Source organism: Selenomonadales bacterium 4137-cl, from assembly GCA_032334055.1.
GTDB lineage: Bacteria > Bacillota > Negativicutes > Sporomusales > UBA7701 > Anaeroselena > Anaeroselena agilis.
In genome coordinates this window covers 2,871,515-2,895,547 of the sequence record JAUOZS010000001.1, presented here as the reverse complement: position 1 = coordinate 2,895,547, position 24,033 = coordinate 2,871,515, and the positions used below count along the sequence as shown (strand labels likewise).

Here is a 24,033-nt window from a genome sequence, read left to right as displayed (position 1 = left end):
GCCTTTTTTTTTTAGCTGGCATAAAAGTTGCGTTGTATATACATATAATCCGGATGTTGCGAAGGAGGATTCTGTTATGACAAAACTTATTACCGCTGACCAGGCTGCGGCCTTGATCAAGGATGGGGCGACGGTTGCGGCTACTGGCTTTGGTCTGGCGGGCTGGGCTGAAGAGGTGGCGCAGGCCATTGAGAAACGTTTTCTTGAGACCGGACAGCCCAAAAACATAACTATTATGCATGCGTCAGCCATCGGCGACTGGAAAGAGCGCGGCACCACAAGACTTGGCAAGGAAGGGCTGGTCAAACGGTGGATCGGTGCTCATATAGGTTCCTCGGCCAATATGTCGCGTCTGGTAGCTGAGAACAAGATCGAAGCATATTGTTTGCCGCAGGGCTCGATTCTTCATCTTTTCCGCGAAATAGCCGCCAAGCGTCCCGGACTTTTCACTAAAGTGGGGTTGGGAACTTTCGTTGATCCACGGCTGGATGGCGGGAAAATGAACACCATGACCACCGAGCCTATCAATAAGGTTGTGGAATTCGAAGGGGCGGAGTGGCTGTTTTACCCGACCTTCCCGATCAATGTCGCGCTGATTCGCGGCACTACCGTGGATGAAAACGGCAATCTGACGATGGATAAGGAAGGCCCGCTGGTTGAAGCGTTGCCGGTGGCTCAGGCGGTCAAGAACAGCGGCGGCATCGTTATTGTGCAGGCCGAGTATCTCGCCAAGGCCGGCACGCTGCATCCCAAGGCTGTACGTGTGCCCGGCATACTGGTAGATCATATCGTGATCGCCACCAAACAGGAAAGCTGCTGGCAGACTGAGGGACTGTACTTCAACCCGGCTTTCTCCGGCGACATCAAGGTGCCGCTCGACAGCATCCCCGAACTGCCGCTGGATGACCGCAAAATCATCGCCCGGCGGGCGGCCATGGAGCTTTCCCCCGGCGCCGTAGTGAACCTCGGGGTCGGCATCCCCAGCGACGTTGCCGCTATTGCCGCCGAAGAAGGCGTCAGCGACACAATGACAATGACTACCGAGGTGGGGGGCATCGGGGGCGTTCCGGCCAGTTTGCCCAACTTCGGCCATTCGTATAACGTCGAGGCCGTGGTCGAGCATCACGCCCAGTTCGATTATTACGACGGCGGCGGCATCGACGTGGCCTTCCTCGGCCTTGCCCAGACAGATACGTCCGGCAACGTCAATGTCAGTAAATTTAAGGGCCGCGTCGTCGGCTGCGGCGGCTTCATCAACATAACGCAAACCTCCAAGAAAGTCGTGTACTGCGGCACCTTTACCGCCGGCGGGCTTGAGGTTGCCGCCAAAGACGGCCAACTGGTCATCGTCAAAGAAGGCAAAAACAAAAAATTTGTTCCCCAGGTCGAGCAAGTCACCTTCAGCGGCAAATATGCGGTCAAAGTTGGTCAACCGGTTGTTTATGTGACTGAACGGGCCGTATTTACGCTGGAAAATGGCGAGATGACCCTTGTGGAAATCGCCCCCGGGATCGACCTTGAAAAAGACGTGTTGGCCCTGATGGACTTCAAACCGCGTATTTCCCCCAACCTGAAAACGATGCCGGCCGGCATCTTCCAACCCAAATGGGGCGGACTGAAACCGCTTATCGAAGCCAAAATGAAAGGTTGATGGATATGGCAGACAAATCGTTGACACCGGAGCAGCAAAGATTGCAACTGCTGGCGCGGGAATTCACCGCCAAGCACATCATCCCGGTCGCGGCCGAATACGACCGTAGCGGCGAATTTCCTCTGTTTATTGTTGAGGAAGCCAAAAAAGCCGGTCTGATCTGCAACGCCGTGCCCACCGAATACGGCGGGGCGGGTTACGATTCGGTATCACAAGCGGCGATCGTCGAGGAATGGGCTTATGGCTGCGCCGCTTTTGCCACCACCCTCGGCGGCAACGGCCTTAGTTGCTATCCTTTGCTCATTGCCGGTACCGAGGAACAGAAAAAGCTCTATTTCAGCCGCATCGTTGCCGGGGGCTTGGGAGGCTTTGCCCTGACCGAGCCGGGGGCCGGTTCGGACGCCGGCGCCGTGGCTACCACCGCCAAGCTGGAGGGCGACGAATGGGTGCTAAACGGCACGAAGTGCTTTGCCACAAGCTGCGGTTATGCCAACATCATGATTATCTTCGCGAGTACCGACCCGTCGCTTGGCGTCAAAGGCCTGAGCGCCTTCATCGTTGAGCAGGAACGCCCGGGCCTGACCGTCGGCGCGGTAGAGCATAAGTTGGGCATCCGCAGCTCTAACACCGTCGAACTGCTCCTGAAAAACGTCCGTATTCCCAAAAACCATCTTCTGGGTAAAGAGGGAGAAGGCATGAAAATTGCCATGAAAACCCTCGACATGGCCCGGCCGATGGTGGCCTCCCAGGGCGTTGGCATAGCCCGGCGCGCCCTCGACGAAGCCATCAAATTCGCCAAAAGCCACCTGGACGTTAACGGCAAACCGTTGGCCGCCAACCAGAGCATCGCTTTCAAACTGGCCGATATGGCCATTCAGACCGAGGCGGCCAAGCAGCTTGTTCGCAACTGCCTGCGGCTGAAAGACAGCGGGTTGCCCTACACCAAAGAAGCGGCCATGGCCAAGACCTTCGCCACCGACACCGGCATGCGGGTGGCCGCGGATGCCATGGAAATCATGGGAGCGTATGGGTACTCGCAAGACTCGGTGGTGGAAAAACTCGTGCGCGACGCCAAAATACAGCAGATTTACGAAGGCACTAACCAAATCCAACGCCTCGTCATTTCGGGAATTATCCTGAAAGACTAGGCCCGGCGAGATGAAGATAGGGGGTTAACGCATGAGCTACACATTAACGGAAGAACAACTGCTCATTCAGCAGACGGCGCGGGAATTCGCCCAGGAGTACGTCGTGCCGTCGGTGGCTGAATCCGATGCTACCGGCGTTTTTCCGGGGGAAGTCATTCAAAAAATGGCTGAACACGATTTTCTCGGCCTGTATCTGCCTGGCGAATACGGCGGTTCAGAGGCGGGATACCTGAGCTACATTCTTACGGTCGAGGAACTCGCCAAGGTAAGCGGCGCTGTCGCCGCCATCCTGGTTAGCCACGCTTCGGCCGCAGCTTACGCCGTCAGCCGGTGGGGCAGCGACTCCCAGAAAAAAAACTGGCTGACGCCCCTGGCAAAAGGCGACGTCCTTGGCGGCCTGGCCGATCTTGAACCCGGAGCCGCCCTCGGCGCCGGCGCTGACAAACTGGTGGCCGTCCGCGAAGGCGACACATACCTGCTGAATGGCAAGAAAACCTATGTCGCCAACGGCGGCGCCGCTGGCGTCTACATAGTGTTCGCCGTTACCGATCCCGGGGCGGGCGCGAAAGGACTCAGCGCCTTCATCGTCGACGCCAAAACGGCGGGGCTCAAGGTAAACCGGCTTATCGGCAAAATGGGCCTCAGAGGCTGCCAGTGGGCCGAACTGGTTTTTGACAACGTCAAAGTTTCCGCTGCCAGCCTTTTGGGCGGCGAGGGCGCAGGCGCGGCCATGCTGGCCGAAATCCAGGCGACAACCGGCGTTGCCGATGGAGCGATCGTCGTCGGTATCGCTCAGGCCGCCATGGAAGATGCCGCCAAGTACAGCAAGCAGCGTATCCAATTTGGCCGGCCGATTTCCAGCTTTCCGGCCATTCAGGGCATGCTGGCCGACATGGCCGCCAATATTCACCTGACCAGGCTGGCGGTATACCATGCCGCCGACCTCGTAGATAAGGGCGAGCCGTTTGCCGTGGAATCCGCCATCATCCGGCTGTTTGCCAACCGGATCGGTAAAAGCGCCCTGATCGACGTCATCCAAATCGAAGGGGGCTACGGCTACAGCGAAGAAATGGTAGCCTCCCGCTTTTACCGCGACGTCCAGGGAGTAATTCTCAAAAATAGCTCGGCCGAATTCCCGGAAAAAGCGATTGTCGCCGAAGTTTTGGCCTAAACGCTCTATCGAAAGGAGAAAACAATGCCGAAAATACTTGTCTGCTACAAATGGGTGCTGGACGAACAAGATATCAGGGTTAATGCCGCCGATGCCTCGCTCGACTTCAGCCGGGCCAAATATAAAATAAGCGACTATGACAAAAACGCCATCGAAGAAGCCGTACAACTGCAGGAGAGCCAGGGAGCGACGATTGACGCCATAACTTTCGGCGGCCCCGCCGTGAAGCAGTCGCTCAAAGATCTCCTTTCCCGCGGGCCGGATAAAGTATACTACCTTGCCGACCCGGCCGCCGACAAGGCCGACGGCCATGTTACCGCCGGCGTTCTTGCCGCCGCCGCCCGCACAAAGGGTCCCTACGACCTGATCATCTGCGGCGAAGGCAGCTCCGACGCCTACAACCAGCAGGTAGCGCCACGCATGGCGGCCAGACTCGGCCTTCCGGCGATCACATTTGTTCAGTCCCTCAAGCTTGAAGACGGCCGCATCGTCGCCACCCGCAAGCTGGGAGACTGCACCGAGGTCGTGACAATCGACGGCCCCGCGGTAGTGAGCGTTGTACCGGAAATAAACAAGCCGCGGATTCCCAGTCTCAAGCAGGTGCTAGCCGCTGCCAAGAAGCCCTCGGAAGAGATAAAAATCGCCGACCTAGGCCTCACCCCCGCGCAGCTTACCCCCAAGACAGTCAGTATGACGGTCAAGGGCTTTGTCATGAACCGCAAAAACATCCTCTTCAAAGAGCCAGCGCAGGCAGATAACGTCGCCAAACTTGTCGCCGCACTTGCCAAAGAAGGCGTGTGCTAGAGGAAAGGAGCCTTAACATGTCGGGAATTCTCATCTTCTCAGAAAACAACGCCACTGCCCTGGAACTCCTCACCGCCGGCCTTGGACTTAAGGCAACCATGAATCAGCCGCTCTGCGCGGTCGCCCTTGCGGAAGAAGACGCGGCCGCTCTGGCCGCCGCCGGCGCCGATAAAGTCATCCTGCTAAAAGGCCGCGACTGGCCCGAAGGCTACGCTCAGCCGATCGCCGAACTGGCGGCCAAGGACCTTGCCGCGGTTATCCTCATAGGCGGCACTGCCCGTGGCAAGGATATCGCCGCGAAAGTCGCCGACGGCCTGGATGCCGGGCTGGTAACCGAAGCGCAGACGATCGAAATTGTCGACGACAAACTGCAGACAACCCGTCTCAAATACGGCGGCCTGGCTGTGGCCAGCGAGGCTACTGTCCTGCCGGCTGTTGTCACTGTCGCTCCCCGCACCTTCGACAAAGCGACGGCTGCCGGCGGTCAAGGCCAGATCATTTCGCTCGACACGGCCGACGGCGATCCGCGGGTGAAAGTCAGCGACCTTTGCCCGATAGAGCGCCAGGGCGTAGATATCGCGGCAGCCGCCCGGATAGTATGCGTAGGCCGCGGCCTGTCCCAAAAAGAAGACCTGGCCTTGGCGGAGGATCTGGCAAAAGCTCTCACGGCGGAAATCGGCTGCACCCGGGGTATCGCCGAAGACTATCACTGGCTGCCGGTAGAGCGCTACATCGGTATCTCCGGCCAGAAGGTCAAACCCGAAGTCTACCTTAGTCTGGGCGTATCCGGCCAGGTTCAGCACGTCGCCGGTATCCGGGATTCGAAGATCATCGTGGCGGTCGACTCGAACGAAAAGGCGCCTATCTTCGAAGCGGCCGACTACGGCATTGTCGGCGATCTTTACGAAGTAGCTCCGCTATTGACGGCAGCTTTCAAAAAATAGCAGCGCCGTAAGGCAACTGCTAAAAAAGGGGAACAGCAAACATGTCCGCCGATGATAAATTTGACGCGATAATAATCGGGGCCGGGCCAGCAGGCTCAGCCTGCGCGTATGTGATGGCCAGGGAAGGAAAAAGCGTCCTGCTCGTTGAGCGGGGCGTATCCGCCGGCAGCAAGAATGTCACCGGCGGACGACTTTACACCTATGCTCTGGAGATGGTCGAGCCAGGACTGTACGCCAGGGCGCCGCTGCAGCGCAAGGTAGTCCGCGAGCAAATCATGATGCTGGGCAAAAACGGGGCCGTGACAATGGATTACGCCGACTACGACTTTGGCGGCGAAGTGCCTCAGTCCTACACCGTCTTAAGGGCTCCCTTCGACGAATGGTTCGCGGCTGAAGCCGAGGCTCAGGGAGCGATGGTGGCGACCGGTATTCTGGTTGACGAGCTCATCGAGGAAAACGGCAAAATCGTCGGCATTAAAGCCGGTGAAGACGAAATGTACGCCGATGTTGTCATCGCCGCCGATGGCGTGAATTCGCTGATCGGGCAAAAAGCGGGGCTTCTCGGCGATATCACGCCGCACCAGGTCGGTGTCGGCATCAAGGAAATCATCGAATTACCCGACGACATCATCGGAGCGCGGTTTAACCTTTGCGGCGACGAGGGGGCGGCACGGCTCGCCGTCGGCTGCACGGAAGGCATCTCCGGCGGCGCATTCATCTATACCAACAAAGGGAGCGTTTCTTTAGGGATCGTCTTCAATCCCGAACAGGCTGGCCGAAACGGCAAAAAGATTCATGAAATCCTCCAGGACTTCAAGATGCACCCGGCAATCCTGCCGCTCATTGAAGGCGGGACAACGGTGGAATACGGCGCCCATTTGGTGCCCGAGGTCGGCCTGAGCGCCATGCCGAAAAGCCTCTACCGCGACGGCCTCTTACTGGTAGGCGACGCTGCCGGTTTCGGCATCAACACCGGGTTCATTATCAGAGGCATCGATTTGGCGATCGTCAGCGGCTTGGCTGCGGCCAACGCCGTTATCGCGGCCGAGGAAGTGTCCGCCGTAGGGCCCCTTTACGCAAAGCAACTGGAGCAACTATCGCTCATGCCAAACATGAGGCTGTTTGCCGGCTGGCACAAAATCATGGAGATACCCCGCGTTTTCAGCGAATATCCGGCGCTCGCCAACGATGCGTTGAAACTCATGTTTACCGTCGACGGCAGCGTTCCGGAAAAGATGACCTCTGCGATGTTCGGCATCATGCGCCGGCATGTGACGGTGGGCCAAATACTCGCCGACGGCTGGAAGGGGTTTAGAGCGATATGACGATCAAGAGGCAAAGCGCCGAGGAGCTCCTGGGGCTCAACAAATTCGCCGTCGACGAAGGCCATCCGCATATCGTTCTCGACAAATCGATATGCGCCAAATGTCAAGAAAAGCCGTGCCTGGTGGTCTGTCCGGCCGTACTCTACACCCTGAAGGGAGGGGAGATCAACTTCGACTATGCGGGATGCCTGGAGTGCGGTACCTGCCGGGTTATGTGCAAGAACAAAGGCATAACGAGCTGGAATTACCCGCGGGGGACTTTCGGGGTCGCCTTCAGGTACGGTTAACCGAGTGCTTCCGGTTGAGTATCCTGACGTTTAGGACAAAAAAGGAGGCTGCAAATGGGTAACAACGAGCAGAAATTCTACGGTTGGTACATGGTCGCTGTGTTATGGGTTATCTATCTCATCAATCTGGGTTTCCCGCTATACGGCGGAGCCGTCATAAATTCGTTCATGATCAAAGATATCCCGATGGACCGTATGACTTATGGCGCGGGCTTCTCGCTGACCAACCTATTCGTCGGTCTGGGCGCTATCCCCGCCGGAATGGCGGTCCTGAAATACGGAATCAGAAAAACCTTCGCCATGGGCGCGGTGGTTCTGGTGATTGGTACCGTATGGCTGTCTCAGGTGGCCACCCAGCCCTGGCACTACCTTATCGGTTTCGGTGTCCTGAATGGCTTTGGCATGGCCATGGGCACGATGCTGCCGCTGGCGACCACGGTTACCCGCTGGTTCGTCAGGTATCGCGGCCGGGCGATGGCTATCGCCATGACCGCTTCTGGCTTTGCCGGCTTCATCGCCTCGCCGGCCATAAACAAGTTCATCGCAGCTACCGGCGGCAACTGGCGTCTGGCCTGGCTTTGCGTTACCGGCGCCTGTGTCATCGCCGGAATAATCGCTTTCATGTTCATCAAGGAACGGCCGCAGGACTACGGCCAGATACCCGACGGCCGGGAAGCGACCGAAGCCGAAAAAGCGGCGGCGGCCGCCAACCCGCTCTACACCAAGTACGCCTGGACACCGGCCGAGGCATACAAAACCGCTGCCTACTGGTTTACTGTTCTGGCGGCGGCCTGTAGTCAATGGCCCTTCTTTTTCTTCACCGCCCACTGGATTATGCACCTTCGCGGCAAAGGCGTCAATCCCGCCGACGCCGCCTTTGCCATGGGCATCTTCACCATGGGCGGCATCGCAGGCCGGCTCATCAGCGGCTGGCTGATGGACCGGATCCCCGCCCGCTTCGTCATGATGCTTGGGTTATGCTGCTACTTTGTCGGCTCCTTCCTGGCTATCAAGGCCAGTCCGTCGACCCTCATGCTGGTTTACATAGCCGCCGCGTGCTACGGCGCCGGGTTCGGCTGGTGTTTCGTCGCCCAGCAGACTATGCTCGGCCATTTCTTCGGCCCGGCTGCCTTCCCCAAACTCAACGGCAACCTACTGGCTATCAGCGCCGTCCTCGTATCCGGCGCCGGCCTTGTCGGCGGCAGGCTGTTCGACGTATTCAAAGGCTACAACGAAGCCTTTTATCTCAATGTGGCTATGGGCGTACTCGGTATCGTCCTGTTAATATTCACCACCATGCCTAAAGCGCCCAGCGCCAGCGAAAGCGCTCCCAGCGTCAAAGCCTAGGAAACTTGGACACTAGGGCACGGGGAGCATATGCGAATAGGGGGGATGCCGGGCCGGAAGATCAGCTAGCATGGAAAACAGCCGTTACTCTACATCAGGAGGGAAAAACGTGAGGAAATTGTGGACAATCGTTCTTATCGCCCTATTTACCTTCGCGCTCTCGACCACCGCGTTTGCCGCCCAGACCTTCACCGACGTACCTGCCAAGCACTGGGCCTATGACGCGGTAGCCAAGCTGGCCAAGGCCGGAATAATCGAAGGCTACGGCGACGGCACCTTCCGCGGCGACAAGCTCATGAACCGCTACGAGTTCGCCATTGCCACCGTAAAGGCCATCGACCGCTTCGACAAAGCCAACGAAGCCCAGAAAAAGCTCATCGACCAGCTGGCGGCCGAGTTCGCCGGCGAGCTCAACCGCATGGGCGCCCGTATGGCCAAGGTGGAAGCCAAAACCAACACCTGGCTGCTCGGCGGCGACAGCCGGTTTCGTTGGCTGAGCAACAGCCCCAAATACCCCAATGGCCAGAAACTGCATGGGGCTGATTCGACTGATTTTCGGATCCGGCTGAAATTCGCCGGGACGATCAACGAGAAGACCAGCATCGAAGGTCGTCTCACGACCAACTATAGCAACAAAATCGGCGACACCGACACGTCGTTTGGTTCTACCGCTTACTTCGATATCTTCAACATCAGCCACAAAGACGCGCTTGGGTTCGATAAAATCCGGCTGGGCCGGACACCGCTCGATTTCATCGGCAAAGGCCTGCTCGGCAAACCGATGGCGGTAGACGGACTCACCTTGTACCGGACCATAACCCCGAACACGAAACTCACCGCCTTCACCGGCAACATCAAGAGCTCTGCCGGCACCGGCAGCGCCAATCAGATTACCACCGCCGACCTGACCTTCAAAGTGAGCGACAAATTCAGTTTGGGCACCGGCTACTACTGGGCCTCTATCCCTGGCACCGGCGGCCTTGGTGCTGGCGCCACGATGATCGCCGAATCCGGAAACTTCAGAAGCTCCAACGGTTATGACATATCCGTAAAGTGGAAGATCGATAACGGCCTGACGCTGCTGGGCGATTTCGTCGGTTCCAAGCTTAACGGCGCGACCAGCAACCTGCCGACCAGTCCGCGTGCCTGGTCGGTCCAGTTGAGCAACGGCACAGGTCCGGGAGCGACGATGGCCTATTACCCCACGTCCTACCAGCTGGTTAACCGGAAGAAGGTAAATGACGCCGCTTGGGCGATCATTTACCGCAGCGCTATGGCGGGCGCACTGCCGAGTGGCGCCGGCGGCTTCGATACCACGGGTGTAGCATATCCCGGCCCGGTATTCAGCCCGTACCTTCGCGGCACCGACAACTTGACGGCCCTCTACCTGGTATACCAGACGGTAATCGACAAGAACGTCATCCTGTCCTTCGAGTGGCAGGATTTCAAAGTCAAGGACCGGGCGCTCACGCCGTCTCTGACCGGCAACCGGCTTGACACCACCTTCATGACCAAGCTCGACTACTACTTCTAAAAAAGTCCCGCCGCGTTCCGGGCGGGGGATGGGTTTTTCCGGGAAATCGACAGGAGCCCGGAATTCCGGGCTCCTGTCGAATACTTCCGCTGTCGGCCTGCCGGCTAGCGTTCTATGGCTAAGATGGGCAAAAGGCGGATGCATCAAAAACGACGATTTACAGGGCTATTCCTTTTGCTCGAAAGCCTTGAGCTTCCGGTAAAGGACCGTCCGGTAGATGCCCAGACGGTTGGCGGCTTCGCCGATCCGCCCGCCGCAGGCTTCAAGAACACTATCGATATATTTCTTTTCGACCTTTGACAATACTTCCCGCAGCGTGCCGCTGAGGCCGAAATATTTGAAGATATCACCCTGGCGCTGCTCTTGCGTATCGACGGTTGCCGCGGATTGAAGACAGTCCTCCGGATAATCGTGCAAACTGCAGATGACTTTGCGCTCGATCAAATTTCTAAGCTCGCGCACGTTTCCCGGCCAGCTTTGTTTCTTAAAGATTTCCAGGGTATTGGCATCGAGCTCGACATCGGCATCGTATTTTTTGTTAAAGTCGGCTAAAAATTTGGCCGCAAGGGCGACAATGTCCTCCGGGCGATCCCTCAGCGACGGTATTTGTACCGGGATGACGCTCAGCCGGTAATAAAGGTCTTTACGGAAGGTTCCCTGCTCGGTCATATGCTCAAGATTCTTATTGGTGGCGGCGATCAGGCGGAAATCGATCCTGCGGCCTACATTGCTCCCTATTCGCCGGACTTCGCCCGTTTCCAGCACGCGGAGCAGTTTGGACTGCAGGGCAAGGGGCAGTTCGGCAATCTCGTCCAGAAATAAAGTGCCGCGATGCGCAGCTTCAAACAAGCCCATTTTTCCGTCGGCTCTGGCGCCGGTGAAAGCGCCCTTTTCGTAGCCGAACAATTCCGATTCGACCAGAGGCTCCGGGAATGCTGCGCAATTGACGGCGAGAAACGCTTCAAGCGATCTTTTGCTATGGCGGTGGATATACTTGGCCAGCACTTCCTTGCCGGAACCCGACTCTCCCGTCAACAGCACGGAACTGTCGGTCTGGGCAATCTTGTGGGCCATGAGGAGGACCTGCCTCATTAAAGGGCTTTCGGCGACAACCTCGGTTTTGTCGAAGACGCGACTGCGCAGATATTCAATTTCCCGCTTGCGTCTTGACGTAAACCCCCGTTCATCGCTGTCGGCAATTTTGGGGTTGATCCCTTTGGGATAGCCGGTCGTGAGCACCAGGATCACTTCGCCGTCATCATCGAGCACCGGCGTGCTCGACGATATCATGGTAATGCCCAAAGCGGTCGTCAGCGGGCCGCGAATAGGACGCTTCTTCTCCGCCGCTTCCAACGTGTACGACTTGTCGTAGTAATTTTTATGGACCAGATCGTTAACATTTGATTTTAGAAATTGATCCAGGGTTATTCCCATGGTCATAGCTGCAGTCGAATTGGAAATCAGGATATTTCCCTTTACATCGGTTACAAAGATGGGGTTGGGAAACTTTTCGAACAAAAGGGAAAGGTTTTTAATATTTAAGGAATTATCCTTTTTCTGTCTCTCAATGTTACTCATTTCGTCAACTCCTCTTGCCTGCATCGAGAAAAGAAAGAAGGTTCTAAAAATACAATAAATAATTATACCTCCTTGGCGATTTTTCCTGCCGATATTTTCCTGCCAGTTGATTGATGCAAAAAAGATACCGCCGGGAGGCTCGCGAATGGCAACTGAATGGGGGTGGAAATTCCAGAAAACGATATCATTTTCGCCGGGTCTGGCACTAACATCTCTGGAAACCTTTTACCCGGCAACGTCGCTGCTCTACTATAAAGGAGGGATTGAATGCTAATCATCGGAGAACTCATCAACACAAGCCGCAAAGCAATCAGGGAAGCAGTGGAAACGCGCAACGCCGGGTATATTCAGGAAGTTGCCTGCCAACAGGCGGCCGCCGGCGCCAATTACCTTGATGTAAACTGCGGGAATATGGTCGGGCAGGAGATCGAAATAATGTCGTGGCTGGTCGACACCGTTCAGCAGGCGGTTGACACGCCGCTGTGCATCGACAGCCCTGACGAGGCCGCCCTGCGAACTGGGCTCAGCCTGTTGAAACCGGGTTATAAGCCGATGGTGAATTCCATCAGCGCCGAGGAAAAACGGTATAACGCCGTGATTCCTCTGGTAAAAGAATTCGCGGCGAAGATTGTCGCTTTATGTATCGAAGATGCGGGGATGCCGGCTACGGCCGAAGATCGGCTGCGGATCGCCACAAACCTGGTCGAGGCTCTCGAAAAAGACGGCGTCGCGCAGGACGACATTTATCTCGATCCGCTGATCAAGCCTCTGAGTACCAACGACAAACACGGCCGGGAAGTTCTCGACGCGATCAGATTGATAAAAGAACGGTTTCCCGCGGTGCATTTCACCTGCGGGTTAAGCAATATTTCTTACGGTCTGCCCAATCGCGCGGTGTTGAATCGCCTGTTCGTCGTCCAGACGATGACGGCGGGGATGGACGGCTATATACTCAACCCGACCGACAAGGCCATGATGGGACTGGTGTACGCGTCCCGGGCGCTTCTCGGGCAGGACAAATATTGCACCCAATTTCTCAAAGCACACCGCAAGGGCTTGTACGAATAGCATTCCGACAGCGTTTAGAAAAGTCTTATTAGAATAACAGGAGGCGACAGCATGGGGAAATATGATCTTGTCAAGGTTATGACCGAGCTCGAAGAAGATGCGGTGCTGGAGGAAGTAAAAGCCCAGCTTGCCGCAGGCATTCCGGCAATGGAGACCCTGGCCCAGCTGCAGAAAGGCATGGAGGGGGTCGGCAAGTTATACGAAGCCGGCGATTATTACCTGTCGGAGCTGATTATGTCGGCCGACGTATTCAGCGGTGCGGCCGCGCTGCTGAATTCCGCCCTGACCGAGGGGGGAGAGATGAAAACCGTCGGGACTATGGTTCTGGGAACTGTCAAGGACGACATCCATGATATCGGGAAAAATATCGTTTCTACCATACTCAGCTGTAATGGCTTCAAGGTTGTTGATCTGGGCGTCGACGTGCCTGTAGCGACTTTTGTGGAGGCCGTTAAGCAGCACAAGCCGCAGGTCGTCGGTATGTGCTGCCTTCTCACCACCGCCTTTGACATCATGAAGGAAACGGTAGCGGCCGTCAAAGCTGCGGACAGCGGCGCAGTAGTGCTGGTGGGCGGTGGGCCGGTCGACGATCATGTCGGGAAGTATGTCGGCGCGGACGGGGTCTGCAAAAGCGCGTACGAGGCAGTGGAAGCCTGCAGGAAAATAGCGGGGGTGTGTTAAATGGCTAGAGATGCCATGACAGCTGAAGAACGGCTCGTCGCCACCATCGAGCTTAAGCCGGTGGACAGAGTGGTATGCGCTCCCATCATCGAGCAGTATGCCGGGCAATTTGCCGGCATCACCAACAAAGAGTATATGTGGGACTGGGAAAAAGCCATGGATGCCACCGAAAAAGTGTGGCAGGCATTCCCGGTGTGGGATAGTAACGCATACATGCTACACGGCCGTTATGCGCCTGTCGGCCAGAAGTGCGGTCCGGGCCGGCTCAGAATGCCGGGGACGGAACTGGACGACAACGCCCAGTACCAGATCATCGAGTATGAGGCTATGACCCGGGATGATTACGCCATCCTCAAAGACAAAGGGTTTATGGAATATCGGCTGGTATTCCTGGAGCGGGCGCATCAGGCGAGCCGCGAGGAAGTAACGGCTGCCCAGAAAGAAATGGCCAAACTTCGCCAGGATGAAATCGAGCGCACCCTTCGCCGCGGACAGAGTCTGACCTGGGGAGCGATCATGGGAGTAGTGCCTTTTGACAACTTTTCCATGATGCGTTCCATAGACAAATTCTATAAAGACATGTTCCAGATAGGCGACCAGCTCGACGAACTGCTGCCGATAGTAAACAACGCCACCATTGCCGGCTGCGAAGCGGTAACGAAAATGCTCGGCATCAATCGGGTCTTCGTCGGGGCGGTCCGCGGCGCGGGACAATTCATCTCCAAGAAACACTTTGACCGGTTTGTCGGTCCGTACATGAAAACTCTGGTGGAGAAGCTGGCGGAGAAAGATATCGTGCCGATCCTGCACTGTGACGCCGACTGGACGAAAAATCTAGAGTTCTTCCTTGAACTGCCCAAAGGCAAATTCGTCCTTGAGCTCGATGGCGCCACGGATATCTTCAAAGCCTACGATATCCTGAAAGGCCACTGCTGCATCAAGGGAGACGTGCCGGCAGCCCTGTTCACCGTCGCCTCGGCCAGCGAGCTTGACGAGTACGCCAAAAAACTAATCGGCACATTCAAGAACGGCGAAGGCCTGATGTATTCCTCGGGCTGCAACCTGCCCATGAACGCCAGGCACGAAAACGTCAAGGCATTTTTCGACGCCGTCGAAAAATACGGGCGCTATAATTAGGCGGGTTTAAAAGGCCTATAAGCAATCGCCATAAGACAACGTGGCCCCGATCGCGTAACGAACATTCTCGGAGCCGTTGCGACGACCGGGGCACGTTGCTGCTCAGGCACCCAGCGAAACAAAGCGAGGGAAGATTATGCGCATACTTCTGTTCGGCGGCTTCCTAGGGTCGGGAAAGACATCGATAATACTGCAGTTGGCCAGACAGATTACCGCTGCAGGCGGGGAAACGGTCGCCATCATCGAAAATGAAATAGGTGAAGAGGGTGTCGACGATAAACTTCTTGCTGCAAGCGGGCTTACGGTCAAGCCACTGTTCGGCGGCTGTGTCTGTTGTCAGATAACCGGCGATTTGGTTGCTGCGGTCAAAGAAATAGCCGAAACCCTCAACCCAGACTGGCTGATTATCGAAATGACCGGCTTGGCTATACCGGGCAATGTGGCCAGGCTAATCCGCCAATACAACACCAGCGGCTCGAAATGCAAGACGATCACCGTCGTTGACGCCGGGCGCTGGGCGGAACTTAAGCAAGTGCTTGAACCGCTTCTGCTGTCCCAGGTGCAGGACAGCGACCTGATAATCGTCAACAAAACAGATATTGCCGGACCGGAAGTAAACAATACGGTCGAAGACGTCAGGGCGAGCGTCGGCAAAGTGACGATACTGACCGCCAGCGCGGTGAAGATATTGCCGCCTGCTTTGTTTAAGGAAGTGATCAATCTTGAGTGATGCGGTTGTTTTCAGCAAAACCCGTCAGGTGGTGTTTGCCGAGCCACTTACCAGAAGAGGCTTAGAGGGAGCGTTGATTGGATTCTTGATCGCCCTTGGCGAACCATTATCCTATGAAGGCATTATTCTCGGACATATTAAACTGCTGGCCAGGCTGCCGGCCAGCGAAGCCTTCCTGTTTTTGTCACTTACCAGGCTCGACCAGGTGGATATCAAGGGTTCTCCCGACTGGGAGCAGATCGACGATGGGGGAGTAGGCAGCATAGACCTCGCCATAAACATTTTAATTTTCGGTTATAGCAGAAGCACGGTCGAAAAAGCGGTGGACGACGCTGTACAGAAGTACCTGGTCTGAAAACGCAAGGGAGCAATTTTTAATAAAAACTTATCAGAATAGTGGAAAATTTCAAATTGACAGCGTATAATGTATATACATATATATCTTTGGAGCGGTTTCGGCTGCCCGGGAAAGGGGGATGACGGTGATGACCGACAACCTCGGCGGGGCTTACGACGTCGCCTATCAGAAGGCCCGCACCAAACTCAGGCGCTGTCAACCGGCCGACTTGGCCGCAGCCGGCGGAGCTTTTTTTGACGCCGCCAGCGGCCTCATCAGCCTTCGTTACGTGAATGAAGACTATCATATAAGCTGGCCCGGCGGCGAAGTGGCCGCAGCCGGCGGCGAGGCGACGCCGGCCGTCGTCAAGACCGTCCTTTTGCATTATCTGCTCCGGGCCGCCGGTCAGCCGCTCGCCGGCCGACTTGTCTCCTTTAAGGAGATTACCGGCGGTGGCGTAAAATACCTTGACATGTATAACAAAAGAATCATAGACGGTCTGCTCGCCGTATTCGGGAGCAGGCCGGCTCTCATGACGGCGGCCGGGAAGCTTGTCGGCGGCGCGCGGGCGATTTACGGCCAGTATGGACTCAGTATCGACATCTTGCCGCGGCTGCCGGTCATCTTTGCCTTGTGGGCCGGTTACGACGAATTGCCGGCCCGCGTAACCGTTCTTTACGATGCGAGCGCTCCATTCTACCTGCCTGCCGAGGACCTGATCGAGGCCACAGCCGTCTGTGTTCACAAACTGGCTGAGGCTGCCAAGAAGCTGACCGCGGGCTGATCCTTGGCAGCGATAGTGTTATTATGCAAAATGCCTCTAAAGAGGGTAAGGCGCCGGACGATAAAAATGTTGAAAAATGCAGGAGAAAAAATCGTAACTGTTGTAGTATAGCTGTATATACTACTTTGCAGGATGGCGCCTGTACGCAGGTGGCGAAAAATGTACAAAATTATTATCGAAGGCAGCGACAAGACTATCCATGCTTCCCCGGGTCAAACCGTGCACAACGCTTTGACAGACGCCGGGGTTCTTCTGGAAGCATTGTGCGGCGGCAAGGGTAAGTGCGGCAAGTGCATGGTGCAACTGCTCGCAGGGCGGGTTGCCGGACCTGACGGGACCCAGCCGAGCCCCAAAGCCGGCAACTGCTACACGGCTTGCCAGATTCGCCCCCTGGGGGATATTGTCATCGCCCTGAGGCAGACTGCGGCCAGCCCGAAAGGCAGCATGTCAGCCATCCCCGCCGATGACGGCCAGCCGCTCCTGCGCAAGGCGGCAATCGTGCCCGAGTACCCCGCGCTGGAAAACTGCTATTCCCTGCAGGAAATGATTGGTCATGCCTTCGAGGCGTCAGCGTTGGGCTCCGGTGCCGAATTTATGAGGCAGTTGGCCGGGGCGGCGGCGGAGAAGCCTGACCAGATGACCGTCGTTACGATGGGCGACGAGATCATTGCGGTTGAGCCCGGAGATACGACCGCGGCCTTGTTCGGCGTGGCTTTCGATATCGGGACGACGACGATCGCCGGCATGCTGGTAGACATCAACAAGCGCTCCGTTGTCGCGACCCATTCCCGGACAAATCCGCAGGCCGCCTTCGGCGCCGACGTCATCTCCCGCATTGAAGCAGCCGCTTCCCCCGGCGGGTTGGAAGCCTTGGCGGCATCAGTCAGACGGTGTTTGAACGAGATCGTCGCCGCGCTTTGCGATACGGCGGACCTGCCGCGTGAACGGATATACGCTGCGGTGATAGCCGGCAACACGACCATGGAACACCTGCTTATGGGAATATCGCCACATAGTCTTACCGTCAAGCCCTATGCGGCGGTCTTCAAACAGATCGAGCCCTTTCTCCCGGAAGTGATCGATCTCCACATCAACTGTACCGGCAGAGTCCTTTTGCTGCCCAATATTGCCAGCTTCGTAGGGGCCGACACGACGGCGGCCATAGTCGCCGTCGGTCAGGACAGCTCGTCAGTCCCGACCCTGCTGGTCGACCTGGGGACAAATGGCGAAATCGTCCTCAGCAACGGCAAAAGGCTGTGGGCATGCGCTACGGCCGCCGGGCCCGCCTTTGAGGGAGCCCACATCCGCGACGGGATGAGGGCTGCCGCCGGCGCGATAGCTGATGTCGCTATCGACGGGGACGTCCGCATCAGAACGATCGACGACGGTAAGCCGGCGGGGATTTGCGGTTCGGGGATAGTCAAAGCTGTCGCCGAACTGGTGAAAAACGGGATAATCACCGCCAGCGGCCGCTTCAGACAAGAGGCGCAAAAGAGCTTGCCCCCGGCGGTCGCCGGGCGGCTGAGAAATAACGCCGGCCGGTGGGAGTTTGTCCTGGCCGCGGCGGAGAACAGCGCCACAGGCTGCGCCATCGCCGTCACCCAGGACGATATCCGGCAGCTCCAACTGGTCAAGGCCGCGATACGCTCCGGTATTGAAATCCTTATGGAAAAAGCCCGACCAGCATGCGAACCGACGGTCTTTATTGCCGGGGCCTTCGGGAACTACATCGACATCGACAGCGCTTTGAAAATAGGGTTGTTCCCCGGGTTTTCCCGGGAACGGATTAACTCGGTTGGTAACGCGGCGGGGACCGGTGCGGTCCTTGCCCTGCTTTCCCGGGAAAAACAGGCGCGATGCGGGCGAATCGCCGCTGAAGCAGAATACGTGGAACTGGCGGCGCAGCCCAACTTTCAGAAGATGTTCCTGGCCAATCTGAGTTTTGCTGAGGTGAAGCATGAGAAACAATAAAAACCTCATCCCCGCCTACTATCGTCTCGCCGATGATATCAAGCGCCAAATCGAAACCGGGGAGCTAAAGGATGGCGACATGATTCCCACCGAAGGGCAACTAGGCGAAACATACGGAATCAGCCGCATGACCGTGCGCCATGGGCTCGCTCTGTTGGCGGAGGCCGGCCTGATCGAGACCGTCAAAGGGAAAGGAACCTTCGTTCATCGTCCCCGGCTTAATCAGCTCGTTATCGACCTGCAGGAAAGCGCGGCCATAGGCGCGGAAAAATGCCGCTACAAGCTGTTGGGGGTCAAACTTATCCGCGACGAGCACTACATCAAGGAGTTGAAGCTGGCTCCCGACGGCAAGGTGTTTTTGTTAAAGCGGGTATTATACAAGGAAAATAAACCTGTCGGAGTCGAGGAGAAGTACCTGCCGTACCTGCGGGCGACGCCGCTGCTGGAAACCCAGCTCGAATACGCCAACTTCTCCGAGGTTGTCGCCAAGCATCAGGAAACCGTACCGGTCCGAAACGACATGGTCATCTCGGTCGACGTTCTCAATGCCGAGCAGGCCCGATTGCTGGAGGCGGAAGTAAACACGCCTGCATTGGTCATCAAGCAGGTAATCTATTCGAAAGACGACACACCGCTAGGAATATCCCACATGGTTTGTCATAAAGACCGCTTTCAGCTCAAGGCCACCTCATACACGCCGTTTTGAGAGATCCGGGGGCATACCGGCATTCAGGGGGAGATGCGCATGCGAGCCGTAATAATAGCTTGTCAGACGATAAAAGAAGAACTTTGCCTGGCGCTGAAAGAGACCGGCGTGGACTATCCGGTGATATACATCGAGTCAGGTCTGCACAACACCCCGAACGTGCTTCACAGCAGAATCCAGGCACAACTGGACTTGCTGGGCAATGTCGACTACGTTCTCCTCGCATTCGGCTTCTGCGGCAACAGCCTTGTCGGAATCAAATCCTCCGCTTTCACCATTGTCCTTCCCAAGGCTGATGATTGCATCCCTTTGCTGTTAGGGTCTTGCGAGGCCCGCAAACTCATCACTCAGGAAATGGGAACCTATTTTGCGACAAAAGGATGGCTGGATTACGAGAAGAATATTCTGTGGGAATACGAGCGCTGTATTTCCCGCTACGGCGAGCAGCGCGCCTTGCGGGTGATGAAGACGATGCTCGGGCACTACCGACGGTTCATGGTGATCGACACAGGAGCCTATGAAACAGATTGCGTGACGCCGCGGACGGAGGAGTTTGCCGCCAGGCTCGGTTTAAAGCACGCCATAACCCCCGGTTCGTTGCGGCTGCTGCATAAACTGCTGCTCGGTCAATGGGATCAGGAGTTCATCGTCCTGGCACCGGGGGAGGAAATCAGTCTGGAAGACGTATGCTCGGCAGGGGGCGGCCAGGTTAGCCAGCCAGGCGCCTGCTTAGGGTAGCCGTTAATAAAAAAACTGAAAATTCCCTTTTGCAAGAGGAGTTTGTATCTTTGCCTCGAACTATATGTATATACATATATACTTACGCAATGACAATCCTGGCGATATTGGCACCGAAATAATGAAGGAGGCTGAAAACAACATGGCGGCAGAGGTGTTGGACGGAAAAATTACGGCGGCGAAACTGACCGAGGAAGTAAAAAAGGAAGTCGCGGAATTCCGGGAGCGCTTCGGCATCGGGCCGGGGCTTACGGTTGTCATCGTCGGCGAGGACCCGGCCTCGAAGGTATACGTGAGCCGCAAGCACAAGGCGTGCATCGACACCGGCATCAATTCGGAGGTGATCAGACTTCCGGAGACAACCTCCCAAGAAGAACTGTTAGCCACCATCGACCGCTTGAACGGCGACCAGGCCGTGCACGGCATCCTCGTGCAACTGCCCTTGCCGAAGCACATCGACGCTGAGAAGGTGCTGGAGCACATCCGGCCGGATAAGGACGTGGACGGCTTCCACCCGGTAAATGTCGGCAACCTGTGCGTAGGCAGGGAGAATCTCGTTCCCTGCACTCCTTACGGTATCGTAAAAATGCTGGAAATGAACGAAATTGCCATCGAAGGCAAGCGGGCCGTGATTATCGGCCGCAGCAACATCGTCGGCAAGCCGATGAGCATGCTGCTGCTTGCCAGGAACGCGACAGTCACGGTCTGCCACTCGCGGACTAAAGACCTGGCCGCTGTCTGCCGGGAAGGCGATATTCTGGTCGCCGCCATCGGCAAACCGCAATTCGTCACCAAGGATATGGTAAAACCGGGTGCGACGGTAATCGATGTCGGCATCAACCGGGTGGGCGACAGGCTGGTGGGCGACGTGAATTTCGCCGATGTCGCCGGGACGGCGGGTCACATCACGCCTGTGCCGGGCGGGGTAGGGCCGCTGACGATCGCCATGCTGCTCCATAATACCCTGAAAGCCGCAGCCCTCCAGTGCAAATAGGGCGCGGACGGCGCGGCCCAGACATGATATGGAACCAATTTCAATAATCCAATGAATGGGGGACGAACAATGAAAAGCGACGTGGAAATAGCCCAGGAAGCGAACATGAAACCAATCGCCCAGGTGGCGGCCGAACTCGGCCTGACCGACGACGACCTCGAACTTTACGGCAAATACAAGGCGAAAGTCTCGCTTGCGGCGTGGGAAAGGCTCAAAGACCGCCCCGACGGCAAACTGATCCTTGTCAGCGCCATAAACCCCACACCCGCCGGCGAAGGCAAGACGACCAACACCGTCGGCATCGGCGACGCATTAAGGCGCCTGGGCAAGAAAGTCGTCATCGCCCTGCGCGAACCGTCGCTCGGCCCGTGCTTCGGCGTCAAAGGCGGCGCGGCCGGCGGCGGCTACGCCCAGGTAGTGCCGATGGAGGACATCAACCTCCACTTCACCGGCGACATCCACGCCGTCACCACCGCCCACAACCTGCTGGCGGCGGTGCTCGACAACCACCTCCACCACGGCAACGAGCTTAATATCGACCCCCGGCGCATCACCTGGCGGCGGGTCATGGACCTCAACGAACGGGCCCTTAGGAACATCGTCCTCGGCCTGGGCGGCAAAGCCAACGGCGTGCCGCGCGAAGGCGGCTTCGACATCTCGGTGGCCTCGGAAATGATGGCCATCCTCTGCCTGGCGTCCGACCTCGAAGACATGAAACGGCGCATCAGCCGCATCATCGTCGCCTACACCTATGACGGCAAACCGGTCACCGTCGCCGACCTCAAGGTGGCGGGGGCGCTGACCCTGCTTTTCAAGGACGCCATTAAACCTAACCTCGTACAGACGCTGGAAAACACCCCCGCCTTCATCCACGGCGGCCCGTTCGCCAACATCGCCCATGGCTGCAACAGCGTCATGGCGTCGAAATTCGCCCTCAAGCTGGCCGACATCCTCGTGACCGAGGCCGGATTCGGCGCCGATTTGGGAGCCGAGAAATTCATCGACATCAAGTGCCGGTTCGCCGGCCTCAAGCCTGACGCCGTCGTGCTCGTAACCACGGTGCGGGCGCTCAAGTCGCACGGCGGGGTGGCCAAAGCCGACCTTGGGCGGGAGAACATGGCCGCCCTGGAAAAAGGGCTGGCCAACCTGACCAAGCATATCGAAAACGTCGGCAAATTCGGTCTGCCGGCGGTGGTGGCGATCAACGCCTTCCCGACCGACACGCCGGCCGAACTGGCCTTCGTGGAGGAAAAGTGCGCCGCCCTGGGGGCCGAAGTGGCCCTGTCGGAAGTGTGGGCCAAGGGAGGCGCCGGCGGCGAGGCTCTGGCGCAGAAGCTGCTGGCGGCGATCGAGAAGCCGAACAAGTTCCGCTTCCTCTACGACGGCAAGCTGCCGATTAAAGACAAGATCGCGGCCATTGCCAAGGAAATATACGGGGCCGACGGCGTGAACTACACGCCGGCCGCCGACAAGACCATCCAGGAGCTGACCGCGATGGGGTTCGACAAGACGCCGGTCTGCATGGCGAAGACGCAGTATTCTTTAAGCGACGACGCCGCCAAGCTCGGCCGGCCGGCCGGGTTTACGGTGACGGTCCGCGAGGTGCGGGTGGCGGCGGGGGCGGGCTTCCTGGTGGCGATCACCGGCGAGATCATGACGATGCCCGGCCTGCCGAAGAAACCGGCCGCCGAGGCGATGGACATCGACAACAGCGGCAAAATTGTCGGTCTGTTCTAGGAGCGGTCAGTTATGGCGACAGAAGCGCAAAAGAACACAAACCGGTGGCTGGTGGCCTTAATGGGGACACTCCTGCAGCTCGCCCTGGGGACGGTATACTCCTGGAGCTATTTTCAGCAGCCGGTTATGGCCGCGGGGAACTGGACCAACGCGCAGGCGTCCTGGGCCTTCAGCCTGGCGATCTTTTTCCTTGGACTGGCGGCCGCGTGGGGCGGCGTCAGTCTGCCGAAATACGGCCCACGAAAGCTGGCAATGACCGGAGGCCTGATGTACGGCGCCGGTTATCTAATATCCGCTTATGCCCTCCAGATCAATAGCCTGCCGCTGCTGTACCTCGGGTACGGAGTAGTCGGCGGGCTAGGGTTGGGGCTCGGCTATGTCACTCCGGTAGCTACCGCCGCCAAGTGGTTTCCCGACAAGAAAGGCTTTGTCACCGGGATGGTCGTCATGGGCTTCGGCTTCGGCGCGCTCGTCATGGCCAAAATCTTGGCCCCGGCTTTCCTGGCCTTCAGCGGCGGGAATCTCGTCCAGGTGTTTTCGTACATCGGCGTAATTATGCTCATCGTTACGCTGCCGGCAGGGTACTGCCTGGTCAACCCGCCGCCGGCATACGCGCCAAAGGGGCTTGCTATCGCGGCGACCGCGGACGGCGCGCAGACGTTTATGGCCGCCGTAACCGCGAAACAGTGCGTCTTTTCCGGTAAATTCCTGATGATGTGGGCGGTATTCTTCCTCAACATCATTGCCGGCATAATGTTCATCAGCTTTCAGTCACCCCTGCTGCAGGATCTTTTGAAGGAAACGATCGATCCGGCGAAGCTGAACGATCCGCAGGTATTGGCCGGTCTGGCCGCCTCCGGTGCGACGCTCATTGCCGCAAGCTCGGTTTTCAACGGGTTGGGCCGGTTCTTCTGGGGCGGGCTGTCGGACAAAATCGGGCGCGTTCAGACCTTCCGCCTCATTCTCGGCAGCCAAATCGCCGTGTTCGTCGCTTTATTGTTCGTAAAGAACCCGGTCGTCTTCGGCGTATTGGTCTGCTACGTGCTGTTATGCTACGGAGGCGGTTTCGGCTCCATGCCTTCCTTCGTGCTCGATGTTTTCGGTCCCAGGCTGATGCCGGTCGTATACGGCAGCATCCTTACCGCGTGGGGTATGGCCGGAATCGTCGGTCCCCAGATCGTGGCCTTCCTGAAAGACAATTATGCCGGTCAGGCGGCCCAGTACACGTTCATATCAGCTTCGGTCCTGCTACTGCTGGGCCTGATCATCGCCTTCATCCTCAGCAACAGGATGTTCGAGCCGAGAGTGGCGCTGAAGGAAGCGATGGCGGTCGAATAAGTGCCGGGACGCTGCCTGGCGTC

The 24,033-nt window shown here is 57.4% G+C and carries 22 protein-coding genes; 21 read left to right on the top strand and 1 reads right to left on the bottom strand.

The features are described from left to right. Nucleotides 1-76: 76 nt before the first annotated feature. The 9 genes from Q4T40_15175 to Q4T40_15135 all read left to right on the top strand — a co-directional run bounded on the left by Q4T40_15175 (nt 77) and on the right by Q4T40_15135 (nt 10,211). Entirely contained in the window at nt 77-1,651 is a 1,575-nt protein-coding gene (locus tag Q4T40_15175) for an acyl CoA:acetate/3-ketoacid CoA transferase (GenBank protein MDT8902590.1), read from the top strand. Nucleotides 1,652-1,656: 5 nt separating this feature from the next. Continuing rightward, complete coding sequence (locus Q4T40_15170; GenBank protein ID MDT8902589.1) at nt 1,657-2,799, top strand: acyl-CoA dehydrogenase family protein; 1,143 nt, start codon at nt 1,657-1,659, stop codon at nt 2,797-2,799. Between the two features lie 31 nt (nt 2,800-2,830). Further along, nucleotides 2,831-3,970, top strand: coding sequence for an acyl-CoA dehydrogenase family protein (locus Q4T40_15165; protein ID MDT8902588.1), 1,140 nt, complete (start codon nt 2,831-2,833; stop codon nt 3,968-3,970). Between the two features lie 24 nt (nt 3,971-3,994). Continuing rightward, nucleotides 3,995-4,774 carry an electron transfer flavoprotein subunit beta/FixA family protein gene (locus Q4T40_15160; GenBank protein MDT8902587.1) on the top strand — a complete coding sequence of 260 codons (780 nt, stop codon included), beginning with the start codon at nt 3,995-3,997 and terminating at the stop codon, nt 4,772-4,774. Between the two features lie 17 nt (nt 4,775-4,791). Beyond that, nucleotides 4,792-5,718 carry an electron transfer flavoprotein subunit alpha/FixB family protein gene (locus tag Q4T40_15155; protein ID MDT8902586.1) on the top strand — a complete coding sequence of 309 codons (927 nt, stop codon included), beginning with the start codon at nt 4,792-4,794 and terminating at the stop codon, nt 5,716-5,718. Nucleotides 5,719-5,759: 41 nt separating this feature from the next. Next, nucleotides 5,760-7,043 carry an FAD-dependent oxidoreductase gene (locus tag Q4T40_15150; GenBank protein ID MDT8902585.1) on the top strand — a complete coding sequence of 428 codons (1,284 nt, stop codon included), beginning with the start codon at nt 5,760-5,762 and terminating at the stop codon, nt 7,041-7,043. Further along, nucleotides 7,040-7,330 (top strand): ferredoxin family protein, encoded by a 291-nt coding sequence (locus Q4T40_15145; protein ID MDT8902584.1) that lies wholly within the window; start codon nt 7,040-7,042, stop codon nt 7,328-7,330. The genes Q4T40_15150 and Q4T40_15145 overlap by 4 nt, the downstream gene beginning before the upstream one ends. Before the next feature lie 54 nt (nt 7,331-7,384). Beyond that, a complete protein-coding gene (locus tag Q4T40_15140; GenBank protein MDT8902583.1) occupies nt 7,385-8,677 on the top strand; it encodes an MFS transporter in 1,293 nt (430 codons plus the stop codon). 109 nt (nt 8,678-8,786) lie between these two features. Continuing rightward, nucleotides 8,787-10,211, top strand: coding sequence for an S-layer homology domain-containing protein (locus Q4T40_15135; protein MDT8902582.1), 1,425 nt, complete (start codon nt 8,787-8,789; stop codon nt 10,209-10,211). Between the two features lie 165 nt (nt 10,212-10,376). Here Q4T40_15135 and Q4T40_15130 read toward each other — a convergent pair whose 3' ends face one another. Continuing rightward, nucleotides 10,377-11,789, bottom strand: coding sequence for a sigma 54-interacting transcriptional regulator (locus tag Q4T40_15130; GenBank protein MDT8902581.1), 1,413 nt, complete (start codon nt 11,787-11,789; stop codon nt 10,377-10,379). A 267-nt stretch (nt 11,790-12,056) separates the two neighbouring features. On the opposite strand from Q4T40_15130, the gene Q4T40_15125 reads away from it, so the two are divergent. From Q4T40_15125 to Q4T40_15070, 12 genes are all read left to right on the top strand, one after another. Continuing rightward, nucleotides 12,057-12,857: a methyltetrahydrofolate cobalamin methyltransferase gene (locus tag Q4T40_15125; protein MDT8902580.1), complete on the top strand. Its 801-nt coding sequence runs from the start codon at nt 12,057-12,059 to the stop codon at nt 12,855-12,857. A gap of 51 nt (nt 12,858-12,908) precedes the next feature. Next, complete coding sequence (locus Q4T40_15120; GenBank protein MDT8902579.1) at nt 12,909-13,538, top strand: cobalamin-dependent protein; 630 nt, start codon at nt 12,909-12,911, stop codon at nt 13,536-13,538. Continuing rightward, nucleotides 13,539-14,675 (top strand): uroporphyrinogen decarboxylase family protein, encoded by a 1,137-nt coding sequence (locus Q4T40_15115; GenBank protein ID MDT8902578.1) that lies wholly within the window; start codon nt 13,539-13,541, stop codon nt 14,673-14,675. A gap of 136 nt (nt 14,676-14,811) precedes the next feature. Then, complete coding sequence (locus tag Q4T40_15110; protein ID MDT8902577.1) at nt 14,812-15,405, top strand: GTP-binding protein; 594 nt, start codon at nt 14,812-14,814, stop codon at nt 15,403-15,405. Then, nucleotides 15,398-15,760: a hypothetical protein gene (locus Q4T40_15105; GenBank protein ID MDT8902576.1), complete on the top strand. Its 363-nt coding sequence runs from the start codon at nt 15,398-15,400 to the stop codon at nt 15,758-15,760. The genes Q4T40_15110 and Q4T40_15105 overlap by 8 nt, the downstream gene beginning before the upstream one ends. A gap of 130 nt (nt 15,761-15,890) precedes the next feature. After that, entirely contained in the window at nt 15,891-16,526 is a 636-nt protein-coding gene (locus tag Q4T40_15100; protein MDT8902575.1) for a DUF3786 domain-containing protein, read from the top strand. 159 nt (nt 16,527-16,685) lie between these two features. Beyond that, a complete protein-coding gene (locus tag Q4T40_15095) occupies nt 16,686-18,497 on the top strand; it encodes an ASKHA domain-containing protein (protein ID MDT8902574.1) in 1,812 nt (603 codons plus the stop codon). Beyond that, the gene (locus tag Q4T40_15090) at nt 18,484-19,203 is read left to right on the top strand and encodes a GntR family transcriptional regulator (protein ID MDT8902573.1); all 720 of its coding nucleotides are present in this window, start codon (nt 18,484-18,486) and stop codon (nt 19,201-19,203) included. Before Q4T40_15095 ends, Q4T40_15090 begins: the two co-directional genes overlap by 14 nt. 39 nt (nt 19,204-19,242) lie before the next feature. Next, complete coding sequence (locus Q4T40_15085) at nt 19,243-19,941, top strand: DUF1638 domain-containing protein (GenBank protein MDT8902572.1); 699 nt, start codon at nt 19,243-19,245, stop codon at nt 19,939-19,941. A gap of 142 nt (nt 19,942-20,083) precedes the next feature. Further along, nucleotides 20,084-20,935, top strand: a complete 852-nt coding sequence (folD, locus tag Q4T40_15080; GenBank protein MDT8902571.1) for a bifunctional methylenetetrahydrofolate dehydrogenase/methenyltetrahydrofolate cyclohydrolase FolD — start codon at nt 20,084-20,086, stop codon at nt 20,933-20,935. Nucleotides 20,936-21,004: 69 nt separating this feature from the next. After that, nucleotides 21,005-22,672 carry a formate--tetrahydrofolate ligase gene (locus Q4T40_15075; GenBank protein MDT8902570.1) on the top strand — a complete coding sequence of 556 codons (1,668 nt, stop codon included), beginning with the start codon at nt 21,005-21,007 and terminating at the stop codon, nt 22,670-22,672. Nucleotides 22,673-22,684: 12 nt separating this feature from the next. Further along, on the top strand, nt 22,685-24,010 hold the full coding sequence (locus tag Q4T40_15070; GenBank protein MDT8902569.1) for an OFA family MFS transporter: 1,326 nt from the start codon (nt 22,685-22,687) through the stop codon (nt 24,008-24,010). Nucleotides 24,011-24,033 lie beyond the last annotated feature (23 nt).

Excerpts from the sequence above, each read along its gene's own strand:
- Q4T40_15095 (MDT8902574.1), top strand. The coding sequence starts at position 16,686 with ATGTACAAAATTATTATCGAAGGCAGCGACAAGACTATCCATGCTTCC.
- Q4T40_15120 (MDT8902579.1), top strand. The coding sequence starts at position 12,909 with ATGGGGAAATATGATCTTGTCAAGGTTATGACCGAGCTCGAAGAAGAT.
- Q4T40_15150 (MDT8902585.1), top strand. The coding sequence starts at position 5,760 with ATGTCCGCCGATGATAAATTTGACGCGATAATAATCGGGGCCGGGCCA.
- Q4T40_15155 (MDT8902586.1), top strand. The coding sequence starts at position 4,792 with ATGTCGGGAATTCTCATCTTCTCAGAAAACAACGCCACTGCCCTGGAA.
- Q4T40_15140 (MDT8902583.1), top strand. The coding sequence starts at position 7,385 with ATGGGTAACAACGAGCAGAAATTCTACGGTTGGTACATGGTCGCTGTG.
- Q4T40_15125 (MDT8902580.1), top strand. The coding sequence starts at position 12,057 with ATGCTAATCATCGGAGAACTCATCAACACAAGCCGCAAAGCAATCAGG.
- Q4T40_15175 (MDT8902590.1), top strand. The coding sequence starts at position 77 with ATGACAAAACTTATTACCGCTGACCAGGCTGCGGCCTTGATCAAGGAT.
- Q4T40_15085 (MDT8902572.1), top strand. The coding sequence starts at position 19,243 with ATGCGAGCCGTAATAATAGCTTGTCAGACGATAAAAGAAGAACTTTGC.
- Q4T40_15160 (MDT8902587.1), top strand. The coding sequence starts at position 3,995 with ATGCCGAAAATACTTGTCTGCTACAAATGGGTGCTGGACGAACAAGAT.
- Q4T40_15145 (MDT8902584.1), top strand. The coding sequence starts at position 7,040 with ATGACGATCAAGAGGCAAAGCGCCGAGGAGCTCCTGGGGCTCAACAAA.
- Q4T40_15070 (MDT8902569.1), top strand. The coding sequence starts at position 22,685 with ATGGCGACAGAAGCGCAAAAGAACACAAACCGGTGGCTGGTGGCCTTA.
- Q4T40_15115 (MDT8902578.1), top strand. The coding sequence starts at position 13,539 with ATGGCTAGAGATGCCATGACAGCTGAAGAACGGCTCGTCGCCACCATC.
- Q4T40_15110 (MDT8902577.1), top strand. The coding sequence starts at position 14,812 with ATGCGCATACTTCTGTTCGGCGGCTTCCTAGGGTCGGGAAAGACATCG.
- Q4T40_15100 (MDT8902575.1), top strand. The coding sequence starts at position 15,891 with ATGACCGACAACCTCGGCGGGGCTTACGACGTCGCCTATCAGAAGGCC.
- folD (MDT8902571.1), top strand. The coding sequence starts at position 20,084 with ATGGCGGCAGAGGTGTTGGACGGAAAAATTACGGCGGCGAAACTGACC.
- Q4T40_15130 (MDT8902581.1), bottom strand. The coding sequence starts at position 11,789 with ATGAGTAACATTGAGAGACAGAAAAAGGATAATTCCTTAAATATTAAA.
- Q4T40_15090 (MDT8902573.1), top strand. The coding sequence starts at position 18,484 with ATGAGAAACAATAAAAACCTCATCCCCGCCTACTATCGTCTCGCCGAT.
- Q4T40_15075 (MDT8902570.1), top strand. The coding sequence starts at position 21,005 with ATGAAAAGCGACGTGGAAATAGCCCAGGAAGCGAACATGAAACCAATC.
- Q4T40_15165 (MDT8902588.1), top strand. The coding sequence starts at position 2,831 with ATGAGCTACACATTAACGGAAGAACAACTGCTCATTCAGCAGACGGCG.
- Q4T40_15170 (MDT8902589.1), top strand. The coding sequence starts at position 1,657 with ATGGCAGACAAATCGTTGACACCGGAGCAGCAAAGATTGCAACTGCTG.